The organism is uncultured Sulfitobacter sp. (assembly GCF_947497275.1).
In the GTDB taxonomy this organism is placed as follows: domain Bacteria; phylum Pseudomonadota; class Alphaproteobacteria; order Rhodobacterales; family Rhodobacteraceae; genus Sulfitobacter.
In genome coordinates, this window is record NZ_CANMFS010000002.1 from 232,333 (window position 1) to 249,317 (window position 16,985).

The window sequence follows — 16,985 nt, forward strand, 5'->3', positions numbered from 1 at the left end:
CAGCCCTCCCTTGGCGACAAGCCATGCAGCGCCACTATGGCCTAGTAGAGACCGCCCGAGCTGAGCGTCCCGAAACCTGCCTTTGGCCCCACGACCGCCTTCTTGCCGGTCGATGTCGTCACTTCACGCGGACTGCGCCCGCCCGCTTCCTCGACCAGCGGCAGGTCCGCGCCCATTGCAAAGCCGCCGTCGAAGGTGATGCCGAAATTGATGAACTCGCCCTCGCGGAAACACTCCGAGACGACATTCGGACCAGAGGTATTTGACGACAGACGCGCCCCGGTGAAACGGTCGATGTTGATGAACTCGCACCCCTGCGGCACTTCGAACTTTCCGCCGCCGTATTTCTGCACGGCCTTCGACATGAACCGTTGGAACACCGGCCCGCACATGCCGCCGCCGGACGCCCCACGCCCCATATTGCGCGGCTGATCATAACCGATATAGCAACCCGCAACGATGTTGTTGGTAAAGCCGACGAACCACACATCCTTCGAATCGTTGGTTGTACCGGTCTTGCCCGCCGTCGGAACGCCGAGGTTGACGCTCTTGCGCGCCGTGCCGCGCTCGACCACGCCCTGCATCATCGAGGTGAGCTGATAGGCGGTGACCGGGTCCATGACCCGCTCACGGTTCGAGATCACCCGCGGCGCGACACCGGCGGCGAGCGTCGGCAGATCGCAATCGTTGCACACGCGTTTGTCGTGCTTGTAGACCGTGCGGCCATACCGGTCTTGCACCCGGTCGACCAGTGTCGGCTCCACCCGCTCGCCGCCGTTGGCGAACATCGCGTAGGCGGCGACCATCTGGTACAGCGTCGTTTCCTGAGATCCCAACGCATTTGCCAGCACCGGCGACAGGTTTTCGTAGACGCCGAAGCGTTCAGCATAATCGCCCACGACGTCCATACCGACTTCTTGCGCCAGACGGATCGTCATCAGGTTGCGCGACTGTTCAATCCCGGTGCGCAAGGGTGTCGGTCCGTAGTAGCGGTTCGAAGCGTTTTTTGGGCGCCAGACGCCCTGCGGCGTGTTGATCTCGATCGGGGCGTCCACAACGATGGTCGCCGGGGTATAGCCGCTGTCGAGCGCCGAGGCGTAGACGAATGGTTTGAAGCTGGAGCCAGGCTGACGCCTCGCCTGCGTCGCGCGGTTGAACACGCTTGCCTGATAGCTGAAGCCGCCCTGCATCGCGATGACGCGCCCGGTGTTCACGTCCATCGCCACGAATGCGCCCTGGACTTCGGGGACCTGCCGTAGCGTCCAGCGGATAAACGAGCCGCCGTCGTCCGTGACCATCCGGCGCACCAGCACGACATCTCCCACATCGACCAGATCGCCGCGGTTGCCAAGCTTGCCGGTTTCCAGACGTTTGCGGGCCCATTGCATGTCTTCGCGCGGAACCCAGTTGCCGCCTTGCGCGGTTTCGACGCTTTCGATGCCCAGACGTGCACCTTGCGGGCCGGTTTCGAGCACCACGGCCGGGTACCACTGCGTCTCCAGCAGGATATCGCGCGGCACCGATACGTCAGAGAGGGCCTCGCGCCAGCTTTCCTCATCCACCAACGCCTCCGCCGGCAGCGTCTGCCGGGTGCCACGCCAGATACCGATGCCCCGGTCGAATTGTTCCAACTGCCGGCGCAACGCATCGGCGGCAATCGGCTGCATCTCGTTGTCGATCGTGGCGCGCACAGTCAGACCGCCGGTAAAAAATTCACCCTCGCCGAAGTTGTCGGACAGCTGGCGGCGAATTTCGTCGGTAAAATAATCGCGCGGCGGCAATTCCGCCTTGAAACTTTCGAAGTCACCATTCTGCACCGAGCGCAGCGGCATCTCGCGTTCCTGCACAAAGGCGGCCTCGGTGATATAGCCGTTTTCCTTCATTTCACGCAGAACGAAATTGCGCCGCGCCATCAGACGGTCCTTGCGGCGGACCGGATGGTAATCCGACGGCGCCTTTGGCAAAGATGCCAGAAACGCGGCCTCGTGCGGCGCAAGTTCGCTGAGCGTCTTGTTGAAATAGGTCTGGCTTGCAGCGGCCACACCATAGGAATTCTGGCCGAGAAAAATCTCGTTGAGGTAAAGTTCAAGGATTTTCTCCTTATCCAGCGTCTCTTCGAGGCGCGCTGCAAGGATGATTTCCTTGATCTTGCGCTCCGCACGGCGGTCCCCTGACAGAAGGAAGTTCTTCATTACTTGCTGCGTGATGGTGGACGCCCCGCGCACATCGCGCCCGCGCGATTTCACCGCATCCACGGCCGCCGCGCCGATGCCGCGCAGGTCATAGCCTTCGTGGTCGTAGAAATTCTTGTCCTCTGCCGAGATGAACGCCTGCTTCACAAGGTCGGGAATGGTGTTGGCAGGCGCAAACAGCCGTCGCTCCTGCGCAAATTCGTCGATCAGACGTCCCTGCCCCGAATAGATCCGGCTGATCGTGGGCGGGGTATATTGCGAAAGGGATTCGTGGCTTGGCAAATCGCGCCCGTACATCCAGAAGATGGCACCGACCGTCAGCGCGATCATGCCGACCGACATCGTCAGGGTGGTGAAGATACCGCCAAAGAAAGACAGGATAAAACGGAACACGCGCGGACAGCTCCTTGAACAAGGCTGTGTGGATTTGCCTTTCTATACGCGCGATTGCGCGGATGGTCAAAAGGCAAGCGGGTCACGATAAAGCGATAAGCCGCCGTTATTGCCGCACAAGGACCGCGCGGGCCGCGTCCTCGTCGCGCCATTGCAGAATCGCCTCGACAATGCCGCCGACCATGACCGCACGCCAGATCGGATCGCGCAGATTCGCCAGATCGCGCTTCGAACTGAGAAAGCCGACCTCGATCAGGACGGACGGGATGTCGGCTGATTTAAGCACCGAGAACCCCGCCTCGCGCAACGGACGGCGGTTCATCGGGCCACCTGCCGCCTTCATGCGCGCGACCAGCGTGCGGGCCAGTGCCGCCGAACGCGGCTCTGTTTCCTGCCGCGCCAGATCCAGCAGAACGCTTGCCACCTGATCATCGGAACCCGTCAGATCCGCGCCCGCAATAATATCGGCGCGGTTGTGACGCGACGCAAGATGGTCGGTGGCTGCATCGCTTGCCGCGTCCGAGAGGGTATAGACGGTGGCCCCGTGCGCACCGCCCTGGCTCAGGCTGTCGGCGTGCAATGAGATGAACAGATCGCCACCGCTTTGGTGTGCGATCGCAACCCGTGTTTCAAGTGCTACGAAATAATCGTCGTCCCGCGTTAGTACCGCATCGACACCGGCACGGCGCAGCTCGTCGGCAAGCGCGCGCGCGATGGTCAGCATCAGATCCTTTTCGGCTACATCATCACGCTCGGCGCCCGGATCAATGCCGCCGTGCCCGGGATCAAGCACCACGGTAAACCGGCCATCATCTGTCTTCGGCGATCTGGAAGGGCGCAGAAATGCAGGCGTCCATCCCGGATCAACGGGGGCGCCTGACGCAGCGGCAAAGGTTTCTGCCGATACCGTTTCAAGGTCGATCTCAAGGATCGCACGGCCGCTGCCTTCGGTCACGGGCATGCCGATCTCGCGCGGCAACATGGGTTCCGCCAGTTCGGCCACCAAACGCGACCACCCCGGCTGGAACGCACCAAAGCGCACCGCGGACACGCGGCCCTTCTGCGCGAGCAGATCGCCGGAGGAGACCCCCGCAAAATCCGCCTCGCGGAAATCCACCACCAACCGCGCGGGATCATCGAGGGTGAAGACGCGAAACGGCACGCCTTGGCTCAGATGCAGCGCCAGCGTGGTACGTCCCCACCAGCCGTCGGTGATCCCGCTCGCCTGCGGATCGACGCGCGCAAGCGCCGTCAGATCCTGAGCTTGGGCGGACGGGGACAGGCCAAGCGCGAAAGCGAGGCCGAGAAGAAGGTTTTTCATCACTGCTCCGGCTATTGTTGCGGGTGCCGTTCGCCGCGATACTAGCATCGCGATGTCCGGCAATCCAGCGTCTCACCGAGCCTGCATGAACGCCTTGAGCCGTGCCAGCCCCTCGCGGATATCATCGGTGGCGCGGGCATAGGAGAAACGCAGGGTCGTATGACCGCGCACCGGATCGAAATCCAGCCCCGGTGTGACAGAAACACCCGCTTTTTCAAGGATTTCCGAGGCGAGAGCGCGGCTGTCGTCGGTGAGGGCACTGACGTCGGCGTAGACATAGAACGCGCCATCGGGCGGCGCGATCCGGTCAAATCCGGCTTCGGGCAGCCCTGTCATCATCAGCGCGCGGTTGGCACGGTAGACATCCATGTTGGCCTGCAACTCATCGTCACAGTCCATAGCCGCGAGGGCAGCGACCTGGCTTGCGTGCGGCGCACAGATGAACATGTTCTGCGCGATCCGTTCGATCACGCGGACCTGCGCGTCCGGCACCACCATCCAACCGACCCGCCATCCGGTCATCGAGAAATACTTGGAAAACGAATTGATCACATAGGCCTCGTCGGTGATTTCCAACGCCGTGACCGCCTTCTTCTCGTACTCGATGCCGTGATAGATTTCATCCGAGATAAAGGACGCGTCTGTGTCATGGCACGCCGCGATCAGCGCGGACATCGCCCCACGGTCAAGCATGGTGCCCGTCGGGTTTGCCGGCGAGGCAACGAGCAGGCCTTTCAGATCCAAATCCGCGAAATCCTGCGGCACCGGCTGAAAACGGTTCTCTGCCGCCGTGGGCAGATCGACCGGCGTCATGCCGAGTGCGCCGAGGATCTGGCGATAGCTGGGATAGCCGGGCGCACCGATGCCGACCCGGTCACCGCTGTCGAACAGTGCGGTGAATGCCAGGATGAACCCCGCCGATGAACCCGAGGTGATCACCACGCGGCCCGGGTCAAGATCGACATCGTACCAATCGCCGTACATCCGCGCGATACGCGCCCGCAGCGCGGGCAGCCCCAGTGCCACGGTATATCCCAGCGGTCCTTCCTCCATCGCGCGCGCAAGCGCCCCGGTGGCCTTTTTCGGCACGCCGGTGCCAGGCTGACCCACTTCCATATGGATGATGTGCCGGCCTTGCGCTTCGGCGTGCGCCGCAGCCTGCATGACGTCCATCACAATAAAGGGATCGACCCGTGATCGGCTTGAATTTCGCATGATCGCTCTCCTACAGTGCGCGCATGAGGTTTCACCGCATTCCCCGTCGGGCGTCAATCCCCGCCCTGCTGCTCGCTCTTGTACTGGCGCTTCCCGCACAGGCAGCCAGCCTGCTGCGCGATGCCGACATGGAATACGCCCTGCGTCAAATGGCTGCACCGGTGCTGCGTGCAGCGGGGCTTAGCCCCGACCGCGTCAAGATATTGATCGTCGACGACAGTTCGCTCAATGCCTTCGTCATCAGCAACGATGCGATTTTCCTGCATTACGGCCTGATTAACAAGCTCGGCTCCGCCGCGATGCTGCAAGGGGTTATCGCGCATGAAGCGGCGCATATCACCAATGGGCATATCACACGGCGAATGGGCAATATGGCCAATGCCCGCACCGTCACCGGGCTTGGCCTCGCCCTTGCCGTTGCGGCGGCAGCGGCGGGCGGGTCCGATGCGGCCGGTGGCATCGCCATCGGCAGTGCCAGTGCGGCGCAGCGCGCACTTCTTGGGCATACGCGCGCCGAGGAAGCCTCCGCTGATCAATCGGGCATACGCTACATGAAATCCGCCGGCGCCTCGCCGCAAGGCCTGCTCGACACGCTGAAAATATTCGAGGGGCAGGAAGCCCTGAACATCGGGCGGCAGGATCCCTATTTGCGTAGTCATCCGCTGAGCCGTGACCGCATCCGCGCGGTCGAGGGGTATGTCGCCAGTTATGGCACCCTGCCCGCCGATCCTGCCGCGCGATACTGGTTCGCGCGGCTCAAGGGAAAGCTGACGGCCTACACCCGCGCACCATCCTGGACGCTGCGCCGGTTGGGCGACAGCGGATATGCCGACATCGCGCTCTTGCGCGAGGCGATCGCCCAGCACCGCAACTCGCGCACGAAAGTCGCCCTCACCGCCATCGACCGCGCCATCGCCGCGCGGCCCAAGGATGCGTTTCTGCACGATCAGCGCGGTCAAATCCTGCTGGAAACGCGTAATTTCGACGCGGCGGTCAACGCCTACGCGCGCGGCGTGCGGCTTGCCCCGAACGATGCGCTGATCCTGTCGGGCTACGGGCGTGCGCTTCTGGCCAACGGACAGGTGCAGCAGGCCCTGCCGGTGCTTGAGAAATCGCGGCGGCAGGACTTTCGCGACGGCTCCATGCTGCGGGATCTGGCGACGGCCTATGCCAAGGCGGGACAGACCGGCATGGCCGCCCTCGTGACCGCCGAGCGCTATGCGCTGGGTGGGCGGCTGAAAGATGCCGGAATTCATGCAAAACGTGCAACGGGCCTTCTTGCCACAGGGTCCGGCCCTTGGCAGCGGGCGCAGGATGTGCTGATTGCTTCCCAACGCGCAGCCAAAAGAAAGTGATTTACCGATGAAGCGTCTTCTTGCCACTACCGCCTTTCTGGGCACCTTTGCCACCGCAGCTCTGGCGCAGGACGTCCAGGAGATGAGCGATGCAGAGCGCGCACAATTTCGCGCCGAAGTGCGCGCCTATCTCTTCGAGAATCCCGAAATCATCATGGAAGCGGTAGAGATCCTGCGCACCCGTGAGGCGCAGCAACAGGCGCAGAGCGATTTCGATCTGGTGTCCGAGAATGCCGGCGCGATCTTCGACGACGGTTATTCATACGTCGGCGGCAATCCCGAAGGCGACATCGTGCTGGTCGAATTCCTCGATTACCGCTGCGGCTATTGCAAACGCGCCCATCCTGAAGTCGAAGAACTGCTGGCGCAGGACGGCAACATCAAGCTGATCGTGAAGGAGCTGCCGATCCTGGGGGATGCATCGGTGCTTGCTTCGCGCTTCGCGGTCGCGGTGAAGCAGGTCGCGGGCGATGAAAGCTACAAGGCCGTGCACGATGCGCTCATGGAACTCAATGGCGATGTGACCCTGCCGACGCTGCGCCGTCTGGGCAGCACATTCGGGCTGGACATGGACGCGGTCGAGGCACAGATGGACAGTGACGAAGTGACCGCCGAAATCGCCGCGACACGCGCGCTAGCGGGTGCGCTTGAAATCACCGGGACACCGACTTTCGTGCTTCAGGACGAACTGCTGCGCGGCTACCTGCCGCTCGAGCAGATGCAACAACTGCTGGCAGACAAGCGCGGCTGAACCTCGTATGGGGGCGCTGAGCCCCTTGCCGCAAGGGCGGATACGTTCGCGGCTCGGTGGATAAAGGCGTAGTGCCGACAGCCCACGTCATTGCGTTGCACGAATTTACCGGGACCGGCGCTGATGCCGGTGGGATCGACTGACGTCGGGATGACGGACTTGGCGGCGTTACGCGCCGCCCGTCCTGATAGTCAAGGGCGTGCGTCACGAAGGCAGCAATCATACCCTGCAACGCGAAATTGAACGACGCGGCGAAGCAATCTTTGGCGCGATCATCAGATGGGCGCGGCCGCGCTGATCTCGTGTCTCCTTTTCGGGATCCAGATCGGCAGGTCAGATTACGCCGATGAAACGCTCTGGCAGCTTGTATTGGGTGGTGTATTCCGGGCGGTTAAATTCATAAAACCCGGTCTCGCCGCGCGGGCGGAAGGACCGCTGCATTCGTTTGCGGATGACGCGCAGGTCGAAATCCTCTTCCAACGTCAGATCAGCAAAGGCGTCAAAGACGGCGCGATCCTCGCCGCGCGCCTCGGCGAACCAGTGCCGCCCGATCGACGCCTCCTTGACCTCCGCACCAACCTCTTCGGTCACGGCGTTGCGCCGGTCCATCGCAGCGGCGTAGTGGTGGAAATCGCAAAATTTAAGGTGGAAGAGGTACAATTCGGGCGGTGTGTGCAATTTGGGATACTGCGCGAAATGCCCGCCCCGAGACAGCTTGGATGCCGCCGACACGATGCACGGCTTTGAATAGTGTGGCGCTGGCCGCACGTAGCGGCGCGGCCCAACGATATGATCCGCAATCGCCTCCTGCTCCAGATCGACCCGGTGGATGATCTCAAGCCCCAAGGGGGTCAGGACGCGCTTTTCGGGCATGTCTTCAAGGTACTGCAGGAGGTTCTTGCCGTATGCGGGGTCCACGATGACCAGTTCGTCCACGTCGCCTACGATCACATGCTTGTAGTATTTGCGCAGCCCCACCAGCAGCCCGTTGAGCAGGCCCCACCGCTTGACGTCGAAACTCTGATGCGGGTCGCCGGGGATGCCGATGATGTTGCAGCCAGCCGCCATCTCGGCCACACCATCGCCGTATCCGTGGTTGATGACATAACAATTCCTGCGCCCCAGCGTCGCGCCGTAATGCTTTAGCCAGGCGTCGAGAAAAAAAGCGTCGTCGCGCACCATCGTTACTGCGGCTACTGTCTGCATCGCTGCCCTCTTTTCTTTCGGGGGTGAATTGACGAAACTCCCCGCTTGACGGGTAATAAGCCGCGAGAGGCACGGAATGACAATGGGAGACACAGCGACAAGTGCGGAATTCGCGGCACTGGCGCAGGATATGGCCACGCAGGGGTGGCATTTTCACCGCGACGGCGACGGTCCGTTCGACCGGTTTCAGGTCATGGGCGAACGCGGATGCGGCACCAATGTAGTGCGCAAGAGCATCACGAAAACGCTTCAGATCGCGCGCACCGAATGTCTGGGGTGGAAACACGGCGTGCCGATCATGGTCGGGCTTCCGCCCTCGTTTCTGACCGTCTGCGTGGTGCGCAACGCGCGCAGTTGGGCCACATCGCTGTTCAAGCGCCCCTGGCATGCGGAGGTATCGCTTCAAAACCTCGATTTCCGTGATTTCCTGCGCACGCCGTGGCAGGGGGAGATCGACAACATGAACCATTTCGAGGTCGTGCACCCCGAATTGAAGCCGCTCGGCCAAGAGTTGCAATGGGACCGGCATCCGATCACCGGTCGACGTTTTGCCAATATCTTCGAGATGCGCAACGTCAAACACCGCGGATTGCTCAGCTTTCTCGATCGCGGCTGTTCGGTGGCCTATGTGACATTGGAGCGGTTCAACGCCGACCCTGTCGCGTTCCTGCACGCATTGGGGGAGGCCTACGGGCTTGCGCACACGCCACGCGGTTACCGCCCCATCACCCGCCGCATGGGCAACCAGTGGCGCGCGTCTGTTGACAGGGCACCGGCCCCGGACACCTGGGATGCCGCCGATGTCGACTGGATGAATACGCAGATCTCGCCGGAGCTGGAGCAGGTGTTCGGCCTGCCGTACCCGGCCTGAAGAACCTCCCGTAAATCTTTGGGCGCACACGAAAAAGGGCCCCCACGAGGGGACCCTTTTACAAGCAGCGGTGGCGCGGTTGACGGGGCTCGAACCCGCGACCCCCGGCGTGACAGGCCGGTACTCTAACCAACTGAGCTACAACCGCCCGCTGCACCTTCGATGCGTACGCTCCGAAGTGTTCGTGCGGGATATGCGATGGGGTAGTAGGCGTCAAGAGATTACTTCGCCCGATCGGGCATTTCTTTGCACAGCTTCCGAAGCCTGCGGAGCCAGCTATTTCAGCAAGATCTGCGGTGCGGCTTTGGCTTTGGCGGGAACGCGCGCCGGTACACCCAACCCCCGGCCCGGCCCGTTGTCTTTGTTCTCCGGTTCGGCCATGAGCATTACAGCGACGGCAAATTGCACACCGGCAAACACGATACCGTTGAGCACCCAAAACACGATGACCGCCAATGTGCCGATGTCGGATGTGTTGACCAGGTGCCCCAGATTACCGACATTGTACCACAGGATTGCGCGGGTGAAGGCAGCGGCAAGAATAAAGCCGATAATGCAATTCTTGATATAGAAACGGATGAGTTGTGGCATGATGTGCCTCCTGCTGGTCCGTCCAGGATAAACCGCGAACGGACGCGTTCAAGATCTATCAAAACCCGCGCCCAAACCGGCGATAAGCTGCCATAGAGTGTAGCCTTGGAAACGCCATTGACGAGTATGCAAAACAGTGGCGCGGTTGACGGGGCTCGAACCCGCGACCCCCGGCGTGACAGGCCGGTACTCTAACCAGCTGAGCTACAACCGCGCAGTGCTTGCCCTTCCCGGAAGGAAGGAATGGTGGGTCGTGAGAGGCTCGAACTCCCGACATCTTCGGTGTAAACGAAGCGCTCTACCAACTGAGCTAACGACCCGTGATCGGGGGTTTAGCCAAAGGCTTGGCGCATGGCAAGTGTCAATCGAGACGATTTTGCACCCTGTTTTCGATGTGAAAGACGATACCTTGCCCGCACGGCATGTGCGCCAGATCGCACACCTCCCCGCCCGTCGCGATCACGCGCAGCATCCGCGAGGTGATCGAATGGGTGACGATCACACACGGCTCGCGCAAATCCTCCAAAAACGCCTTGCAGCGGGCGTGCAGACGGTCAAAACCCTCTCCTCCGGGTGCGTCTTCGTACAACTGCAGCGCCTGTGGAGCAATCCCGCAATAGCGGCCTTCCGGATCAAGATCGCGTCGCAAACGCCCCGCCCAGTCGCCGATGCCGATCTCGCGCAGCCGTGCATCCGTGCGCAGCGGGCCGGGATGCCCCGCAAGGGCGATCCTTGCGGTCTTCACAGCGCGACCCTGCGGGCTGCAGAAGGTTGAGAAGGCGTCCAGACCGATGCCGCGCAGCGTCCGGGCGACCGCTTCGGCCTGTCTCAGACCCCTTGGCGTCAATGGCGCGTCCAGCGCCCCCTGCAACCGTCCCTCGACATTCCATTCCGTCTCTGCGTGGCGCAAAACATACAGGGGCGGAATTTCCATGTCAGATGGCCTCGTCTTCAGGTTCTGGCGGGCCCGCCGGTGCCGTCCCCGTTGTCAAATCCCGGGTTAGCAACAGCAGGCCGGTGCCGTATACCCCGCTCTCTACCGGTCTTGCGGTACTCACGCAAATACGCCCTTCGGCTCAGGGTGACGCGCGACCCTGAGAATACGCAGGCGTGCGGCGCAAAGCTATGCGAGACTTGCAGATCACATATGCGCCGGAAGATGTGGTAAGCGCGAAACAGCCCCCATATATCCCGGTCATAACGACAACTCACCTGAAGGATCACCACTATGGCACAGGTTGTAAAAAACGTCCTTGGTATCGCCACGCTGGTTTCGGCAACGGCCTTCTTCATCGGCCTGCATTCCTGGATGTACGTCCAGTAAGCACGCCTCCGCACCGTTCGTGTCCGGTATTTAAGTAGAAAGGCGCCCTGAAAGGGCGCCTTTTTCGTTATCTGACGAACGGATCACTTGCCCAGAAGCAATTCAGGAAGCCAAAGCGCCAGCTCGGGCACGAAAGTCGTCAGCATCAGTGTCGGCAACCATGCGAAGATGATGAACACCAGCGTGGGCCACAGCATCCGTGACACAGGAACCTCGCAAATCTGGGCCCCCAGATACAATAGCGGCGCGGTTGGCGGCGTAATGTTTGCCATCCCGAGGTTCACGCCGATCACGGCGGCAAAGTGGATCGGGTCCATGCCGGTGCTTTGCGCGATGGGCAGAAGGATCGGCGTCGCCAACAGCAGGCCAGAAATATCGTCCATCAGCATCCCGATCAGGATCATCACCACATTGATCATCAACAATATGACGATCGGGTTTTCTGACACCGAGTAGACCATGTTCTTGGCCAACTGCGGTGCGCCCTGCGCGATCAGATTGTCGGATACGATCAGCACCATGAAGATCATCACCATCACCACACCGATGGTCACGCCCGACCCTGCAATGGTCTGCGCCAGTGTCTTCCAGGTCAAACCCCGGTAAAAATAGATCGCGATCGGAATGGCGTAGACCACCGCAATTCCCGCCGCCTCGGTCGGGGTCATGATCCCGCCGTAGATGCCGCCAAGGATGATCAGCGGCATCATCAGCGCCGGACCTGCCAGCCGCCCCTGATTGGCGAAGGCGGGAAAGAACGGTGAAGGCCGATCCTTGAGTGTGATGTTGTCTACCTTGCGCAACTGGAACTGGTTGGTGATGATCAGCAGCGTGATCAGGATGATCGCCGGAATGACCGTCGACAAGAAGCATTTCAGCACGTTTTGCTGGGCCACCCACCCGTAAAGGATGTGAGATGCGCTTGGCGGGATCAAAAGGCCCAGCGGGCTGGCCGACACGATGAGTGCTGCGGACAGCCCTGTCGGATAATTCGCGCGCCTGAGGTGGGGCATCATGATGCCGCCGATGCAGGTCAATGTCGCATTGGCGCTGCCGGAAATGGAGCCGAAGATGCCGCAGGCCAGAACACCGGCAGCACTCAGCCCGCCCTTGATGTGTCCGATGAACATCTCGGCAAGGGCGACGAGCGGGGCCGCGATCTTGCCCTTTTCCATGATCCCGCCGGCGATCATGAAGAGCGGAACCGCAAGCAGCACAAGAGACCGGATGCCCGTTGATCCCGTGGGCAAATACCCCGAGATCGACTGATCCCCGACAAGCGCGATGAAGAGAAGGACAGAGCCGAATGCGACATAGACGCTGACACCGAGCAGCAGCATCGCGCATACGATCAAGAGACTTCCAGTGATGATCATCGTAGAGTTTCCTTCGCGGTGTCGGACTTGAGCGGCAAGCCGAGCCCCTTGCGGATATGAACATAGAGATAGGCGCCGATGAACATGGCCATGAAGGAAAAGGCGACCATGATCGCGATGCGCCATGACACGAACGGTATCCGCAAGACGGTTGTCGCGCGCAGACGCGGGAAAGAGAAGTCGTCGAGCAGTGAAATGTAGCAGGCGTAGACCATGAAGAGCGTTATGAACAATTCAATCGACAGGACGACAAACCCCCGCCACCACGTCAACCTGGGGTTCTCGATCACCATGCCGAGGATGTCCGCGTTGATGTGCAATTGACGCTCGGACGCCAAGACGGCGCCCGCGAAAAAGCCCACGATGCTGATCGCCAGAAGCCATTCCTCGTAGGCGAACAGATCGCCGCCGAATCCGTACCTGATGACCACCACCGCGCCGAAGGTGAACGCCATCAGAAAGCCGGAAAACATCACGATGCCTTTCATCGCGATCAAGATCCAGTCCATCGGCTTGCCGATAAATCCGGGCAGCTCTTTCGTAATTTCTATCGGGTGTCCGTCAATTTCGCCGCCGATGCCGACCGGCAGCTCGTCGATTACCTTAGACATGCCGCGCGCCCCTCTCGTTTTCGTTGCAGTCACAAGAAAAAGGCCGGTGAGTTCACCGGCCTTTCCAACATTCGGGCGATCAGTTCATCGCGCCTTTCAGCCGGTCGATGATGTCCTGCCCGACGCTGTCCGCCATCATCGGCCAGATCTCATCGCGCACCCTCGTCGCCATTGCGGTCTGATCCTCATCGTTCAGGCTCAGGATGGTGTAGCCACTGTCGAGCAGCTTCTGCGCGAAGAGGTCGTCGTTCTCGCGATTGTAGGCAAAGAAGTCGTCGGACGCCTTGGTCATCGCCGTTTGCAGGACTTCGACCTGCTCTTCGGTCAGCTTGTCGAGCGAGCGCTGGGACGCGTAGAAGCTGGTCAGCTCCGAAATGGCGTTATACTCGACAAAATGCGTGCCGACATCGGATTGGGCGAAGATCGTGTATGTCGCTGTCTTGGTACAGCAGATGGCACCGTCGACGATCCCCGACTGGATCGCCGGGAAGATGTCACCCCAAGCCATCGTCGTGGCCTTGAAACCGATCATTTCCATCATGGACTTCACGATCGTGGACGACCAGACGCGGATGTTCATGCCCTTGTCGTCGAAGGTGTTCCAGTTGGTCGGCTCTTTCGTGGCGACGACGCCCACGAATCCTTCGGGGTTCTGGGCCATGACGCGCACGCCGTACTCGTCGGTGATTTCCTGAAGGATCTGGTTATACTCGGAATCCATGTCTCGCATGATGGTGTTCATGTCGTCCCAGCCGCTTACCAGAAATGGCATGGACAGAAATTCGAGGCGCGGATCGGTGTCGGCGTAGATGAAGGCCGCCGCAAGATCGATGTTGCCGCGTGCGACATCCTCGAACAGAGCTTCGCCGGAGCCGAGCTGGTTTGCTGGGAACAGTTCGATCTTCAGTCCGACATCGGCGGCTGCGACGTCCGCTGCGACCTGCTCCATCGTTTTCGTCCCCTGGTGGTCGATTGGAAAGACCCCCGCAAAGCGAAGCGTGGTTTCCTGCGCGTAAACGGCCGTCGACATCAGCGCACCGATCGCACCGGCTGTCAAAATCCTGGTAATCGTGTTGAAACTCATTGAGTCTTCTCCCTGTTATTTTTTTCACGGCTCTCAGCATCGTGCAGTTCCCCGAGAACGCCATGGCGTTTAATGACGCTAGGGAAATAATCAGTTTTTAGCAATTTGTTTTGCTCTCTTTGCTTGTATTTAGGGCATTTGACCATATTTTAGCTGGTTAACCAGTATAGTTGCCTGAGAACAGGAATGACCGCGGATCAGAACGGCGGAAACGCGGCTTTGGTCCTTGGTTGGCCGATCGGCTTTTATACGGCGGTTTCCTCAAACCCACCGAGGAACGATTGCAGATTGTCTCCAAGTTCTGCGCACAGGTATCCTCCTTCCTGAACGATGACTGTCGGCAGGCCCAATTCTGCGAGCAGACCGCCCATACGTGCGAACCCGGATGTCGACACCGAAAGCCCGCCGAAGGGATCACCTTCGAACGCATCAAGACCGAGAGCGATCACGACAGCGCCCGGCGCAAAGGAACGGACGTGGGTCAATCCCTCTTCCAGCCCTTTCATGAAGCCATCATCGGAGGTGCCACGGGGCAGCGGCACGTTAAGATTGTATCCCAGGCCCGCTCCTTCACCGGTTTCATGCGCGTGTCCCCAGAAGAATGGGTAGAACCGGGCAGGATCCGCGTGGACGGAAAGTGTGAAAACATCGTCGCGTGCGTAGAATATGCCTTGCGTCCCATTTCCGTGATGCAGATCGACATCAATGATCGCCACCCTTTCATGAGATTGGCGCAGTCTCTGTGCCGCTATAGCGGAGTTGTTGAGATAGCAAAATCCACCCGCCAGATCGGTAAAGCAATGGTGTCCCGGCGGACGACACAGCGCATAGGCAACCTTGTCTCCCGCCGCCACGGCCTGCGCGGCCGAAACCGCGCAATTGGCGGACCAGCGCGCGGCCTCCCAGGTATGCTCCCCGATGGGACAGGACATGTCTGTGATGTGAAAACCGGCCTGCCCCACGGCGGACAACGGATAGCTCGTCGTGCGCCGGTCGGGATGGACGTTGGGGAAAATTTCTGCCGCGGCGTCGGGGATACGCTGCCACCGCGCATAGACGGTTGACAGGAATTTGACGTAGGCGGGCGTGTGCACGGCGGCGATGGGGCCGAGCCCGTGATCGTCGGGCGCATGAAGATCGTGCCCCCCCGCCGCAGCGCCCCGCAACAGAAGCTCCATCCGCTCAGGCTTTTCCGGGTTGGGTTGCATGACCCCGTTGACCAGAAACCCGGTGGGGTAGTGTTGGCTTTGCCGCTGCTGATCCGCGAATACTTTCATGATTTAGAACCCTCCCTCTACCGCACCTTCAAGACGCGACACCCTGCGGCTCCAATCCGCAGTCCCTGGCAAGCACGCCCAGACTGTCGTCGAGGATGCTCAGGATCTCTCCGATCTGGGCTTCGGTCACGATCATCGGCGGGCAGACGAGGAAATGATCCCCGGCAACGCCGCCGCGCGTGCGGCGCGAATAGGTAATCAGATTGCGCGCATAGCAAATCTCGACAAACCGCTCGAAGGCACGCAGTTCCGCAGGCAGCGGCTCCATCGTGTCGCGGTCCGAGACAAGCTCGAACGCCGTCAAAAGCCCCTTGCCCCTGACATCCCCTATTATCGAGTGACGCGCCATCAGGTCGCGCAGCCCGGACATCAGCACCTCGCCCATCGTCCGTGTGTTCGCCATGAGATCCAGCCGATCAATCTCTCCCAACACTGCCAGCCCGGCAGCACAGGCCAGCGGGTTGCCCGCGTAGGTGTGCCCATGAGCGAAACCGCCCGCGTCCAGCACGGTTTCGACCATTTCCCCGTCCGCAATCATCGCGCCCAGCGGCACGTATCCCGCGCCGAAACCTTTCGACAGGGCGACCAGATCAGGCCGGATGTTCCAGTGTTCGGAGGCCAGAAACGTGCCGGTCCGACCGACGCCGGACATGACTTCGTCCATGATCAGCAACACGCCGAACTCGTCGCAAATTTCACGCACGCGGGCGTAATAGCTGTCCGGCCCGACCAGAGCGCCCGTAGACGCGCCACCCACCGGCTCCATCGCAAAGGCGAGCACGCTGTCGGGGCCCTGGGCCAGTATTTCGTCGCGCAGCATCTGCGCATATTTCAAGCCCCGGTCGTGATCCGACAGGTTGTCGCGGTCCAGATAGCAGGTAGGAGCCGGGATTTTCGGCATTTCCCTGAACAACGGCGCGAAGGCATCCGTCAACGGCCCGTAGCCCGTGATCGCCAGTGCCCCCATGGTGGATCCGTGATAGGACGGAAACCGCGAGATCACCTTCCAGCGGCTGCCCTGCCCTGCCGCGACCGCCCACTGGCGCGCGAACTTCATGCAGGATTCCATCGCTTCCGATCCACCGGAAACGAAAAACACCTTGTCGAGCCCTTCGGGCATCCGGTCGGCAATCGCGCCTGCCAGATTTTCCGCCGCCGCGCTTTCGAAATGCAGACGGTAGGCAAACGTCGCGCTGTCCATCTGCGCCTTCATCGCCGCAAGGACGTTTGGATTGGAATGACCGATGTTGCTAACCATCGCGCCGGACGATCCGTCGATGTATCGCTGCCCGTTCTTGCCCCAAATATAAATCCCTTCCGCACGATCCACTTCGGGACGACGCTGGCGGCTTTGGTAAAACAGGTTCGATTTCTTCACGACACTTATCCCTCGCAAAGCGGTTTTGTTGAGCTTGTGT

Annotated in this window: 14 protein-coding genes and 3 tRNA genes; 3 read left to right on the forward strand and 14 right to left on the reverse strand. The window is 60.9% G+C overall.

Annotation, left to right across the window (positions count from 1 at the left end):
- Positions 1 to 41: 41 nt before the first annotated feature.
- From Q1A06_RS05040 to Q1A06_RS05050, 3 genes are all read right to left on the reverse strand, one after another.
- Entirely contained in the window at positions 42 to 2,585 is a 2,544-nt protein-coding gene (locus tag Q1A06_RS05040; RefSeq protein ID WP_299559474.1) for a PBP1A family penicillin-binding protein, read from the reverse strand.
- 106 nt (positions 2,586 to 2,691) lie between these two features.
- On the reverse strand, positions 2,692 to 3,906 hold the full coding sequence (locus Q1A06_RS05045; protein ID WP_299559477.1) for an N-acetylmuramoyl-L-alanine amidase: 1,215 nt from the start codon (positions 3,904 to 3,906) through the stop codon (positions 2,692 to 2,694).
- Between the two features lie 72 nt (positions 3,907 to 3,978).
- Complete coding sequence (locus Q1A06_RS05050; RefSeq protein WP_299559480.1) at positions 3,979 to 5,121, reverse strand: aminotransferase class I/II-fold pyridoxal phosphate-dependent enzyme; 1,143 nt, start codon at positions 5,119 to 5,121, stop codon at positions 3,979 to 3,981.
- A gap of 23 nt (positions 5,122 to 5,144) precedes the next feature.
- On the opposite strand from Q1A06_RS05050, the gene Q1A06_RS05055 reads away from it, so the two are divergent.
- Both Q1A06_RS05055 and Q1A06_RS05060 read left to right on the forward strand, forming a co-directional pair.
- A complete protein-coding gene (locus Q1A06_RS05055; RefSeq protein WP_299559483.1) occupies positions 5,145 to 6,476 on the forward strand; it encodes a M48 family metalloprotease in 1,332 nt (443 codons plus the stop codon).
- Positions 6,477 to 6,483: 7 nt separating this feature from the next.
- Positions 6,484 to 7,227 (forward strand): DsbA family protein, encoded by a 744-nt coding sequence (locus Q1A06_RS05060; RefSeq protein ID WP_299559486.1) that lies wholly within the window; start codon positions 6,484 to 6,486, stop codon positions 7,225 to 7,227.
- Positions 7,228 to 7,560: 333 nt separating this feature from the next.
- On the opposite strand, the gene Q1A06_RS05065 is transcribed toward Q1A06_RS05060, so the two are convergent.
- Positions 7,561 to 8,433 (reverse strand): glycosyltransferase family 2 protein, encoded by an 873-nt coding sequence (locus tag Q1A06_RS05065; RefSeq protein WP_299559489.1) that lies wholly within the window; start codon positions 8,431 to 8,433, stop codon positions 7,561 to 7,563.
- Between the two features lie 82 nt (positions 8,434 to 8,515).
- On the opposite strand from Q1A06_RS05065, the gene Q1A06_RS05070 reads away from it, so the two are divergent.
- Positions 8,516 to 9,304 carry a hypothetical protein gene (locus Q1A06_RS05070; RefSeq protein ID WP_299559492.1) on the forward strand — a complete coding sequence of 263 codons (789 nt, stop codon included), beginning with the start codon at positions 8,516 to 8,518 and terminating at the stop codon, positions 9,302 to 9,304.
- 71 nt (positions 9,305 to 9,375) lie between these two features.
- On the opposite strand, the gene Q1A06_RS05075 is transcribed toward Q1A06_RS05070, so the two are convergent.
- The 10 genes from Q1A06_RS05075 to Q1A06_RS05120 form a co-directional block, all read right to left on the reverse strand.
- Positions 9,376 to 9,452: transfer RNA gene (locus tag Q1A06_RS05075), tRNA-Asp, on the reverse strand.
- 128 nt (positions 9,453 to 9,580) lie between these two features.
- Entirely contained in the window at positions 9,581 to 9,895 is a 315-nt protein-coding gene (locus tag Q1A06_RS05080; RefSeq protein WP_299559495.1) for a hypothetical protein, read from the reverse strand.
- Between the two features lie 137 nt (positions 9,896 to 10,032).
- Positions 10,033 to 10,109, reverse strand: a tRNA-Asp gene (locus tag Q1A06_RS05085).
- A 30-nt stretch (positions 10,110 to 10,139) separates the two neighbouring features.
- Positions 10,140 to 10,215: transfer RNA gene (locus tag Q1A06_RS05090), tRNA-Val, on the reverse strand.
- Positions 10,216 to 10,256: 41 nt separating this feature from the next.
- Positions 10,257 to 10,829 carry a histidine phosphatase family protein gene (locus Q1A06_RS05095; protein WP_299559498.1) on the reverse strand — a complete coding sequence of 191 codons (573 nt, stop codon included), beginning with the start codon at positions 10,827 to 10,829 and terminating at the stop codon, positions 10,257 to 10,259.
- A gap of 473 nt (positions 10,830 to 11,302) precedes the next feature.
- A complete protein-coding gene (locus tag Q1A06_RS05100; RefSeq protein ID WP_299559501.1) occupies positions 11,303 to 12,595 on the reverse strand; it encodes a TRAP transporter large permease in 1,293 nt (430 codons plus the stop codon).
- Positions 12,592 to 13,206 carry a TRAP transporter small permease subunit gene (locus tag Q1A06_RS05105; protein ID WP_299559503.1) on the reverse strand — a complete coding sequence of 205 codons (615 nt, stop codon included), beginning with the start codon at positions 13,204 to 13,206 and terminating at the stop codon, positions 12,592 to 12,594. The genes Q1A06_RS05100 and Q1A06_RS05105 overlap by 4 nt, the downstream gene beginning before the upstream one ends.
- A gap of 79 nt (positions 13,207 to 13,285) precedes the next feature.
- Positions 13,286 to 14,290, reverse strand: coding sequence for a TRAP transporter substrate-binding protein DctP (gene dctP / locus Q1A06_RS05110; protein WP_299559505.1), 1,005 nt, complete (start codon positions 14,288 to 14,290; stop codon positions 13,286 to 13,288).
- A gap of 245 nt (positions 14,291 to 14,535) precedes the next feature.
- Positions 14,536 to 15,567, reverse strand: a complete 1,032-nt coding sequence (locus Q1A06_RS05115) for a histone deacetylase family protein (RefSeq protein WP_299559507.1) — start codon at positions 15,565 to 15,567, stop codon at positions 14,536 to 14,538.
- Between the two features lie 28 nt (positions 15,568 to 15,595).
- Positions 15,596 to 16,945, reverse strand: a complete 1,350-nt coding sequence (locus Q1A06_RS05120; RefSeq protein ID WP_299559509.1) for an aspartate aminotransferase family protein — start codon at positions 16,943 to 16,945, stop codon at positions 15,596 to 15,598.
- Between the last annotated feature and the right edge of the window lie 40 nt (positions 16,946 to 16,985).

What these genes read in the sequence shown, in the direction of transcription:
- Q1A06_RS05045 (WP_299559477.1), bottom strand. Translation starts at nt 3,906, where the DNA reads ATGAAAAACCTTCTTCTCGGCCTCGCTTTCGCGCTTGGCCTGTCCCCG.
- Q1A06_RS05050 (WP_299559480.1), bottom strand. Translation starts at nt 5,121, where the DNA reads ATGCGAAATTCAAGCCGATCACGGGTCGATCCCTTTATTGTGATGGAC.
- Q1A06_RS05055 (WP_299559483.1), top strand. Translation starts at nt 5,145, where the DNA reads ATGAGGTTTCACCGCATTCCCCGTCGGGCGTCAATCCCCGCCCTGCTG.
- Q1A06_RS05060 (WP_299559486.1), top strand. Translation starts at nt 6,484, where the DNA reads ATGAAGCGTCTTCTTGCCACTACCGCCTTTCTGGGCACCTTTGCCACC.
- Q1A06_RS05065 (WP_299559489.1), bottom strand. Translation starts at nt 8,433, where the DNA reads ATGCAGACAGTAGCCGCAGTAACGATGGTGCGCGACGACGCTTTTTTT.
- Q1A06_RS05070 (WP_299559492.1), top strand. Translation starts at nt 8,516, where the DNA reads ATGGGAGACACAGCGACAAGTGCGGAATTCGCGGCACTGGCGCAGGAT.
- Q1A06_RS05080 (WP_299559495.1), bottom strand. Translation starts at nt 9,895, where the DNA reads ATGCCACAACTCATCCGTTTCTATATCAAGAATTGCATTATCGGCTTT.
- Q1A06_RS05095 (WP_299559498.1), bottom strand. Translation starts at nt 10,829, where the DNA reads ATGGAAATTCCGCCCCTGTATGTTTTGCGCCACGCAGAGACGGAATGG.
- Q1A06_RS05100 (WP_299559501.1), bottom strand. Translation starts at nt 12,595, where the DNA reads ATGATCATCACTGGAAGTCTCTTGATCGTATGCGCGATGCTGCTGCTC.
- Q1A06_RS05105 (WP_299559503.1), bottom strand. Translation starts at nt 13,206, where the DNA reads ATGTCTAAGGTAATCGACGAGCTGCCGGTCGGCATCGGCGGCGAAATT.
- dctP (WP_299559505.1), bottom strand. Translation starts at nt 14,290, where the DNA reads ATGAGTTTCAACACGATTACCAGGATTTTGACAGCCGGTGCGATCGGT.
- Q1A06_RS05115 (WP_299559507.1), bottom strand. Translation starts at nt 15,567, where the DNA reads ATGAAAGTATTCGCGGATCAGCAGCGGCAAAGCCAACACTACCCCACC.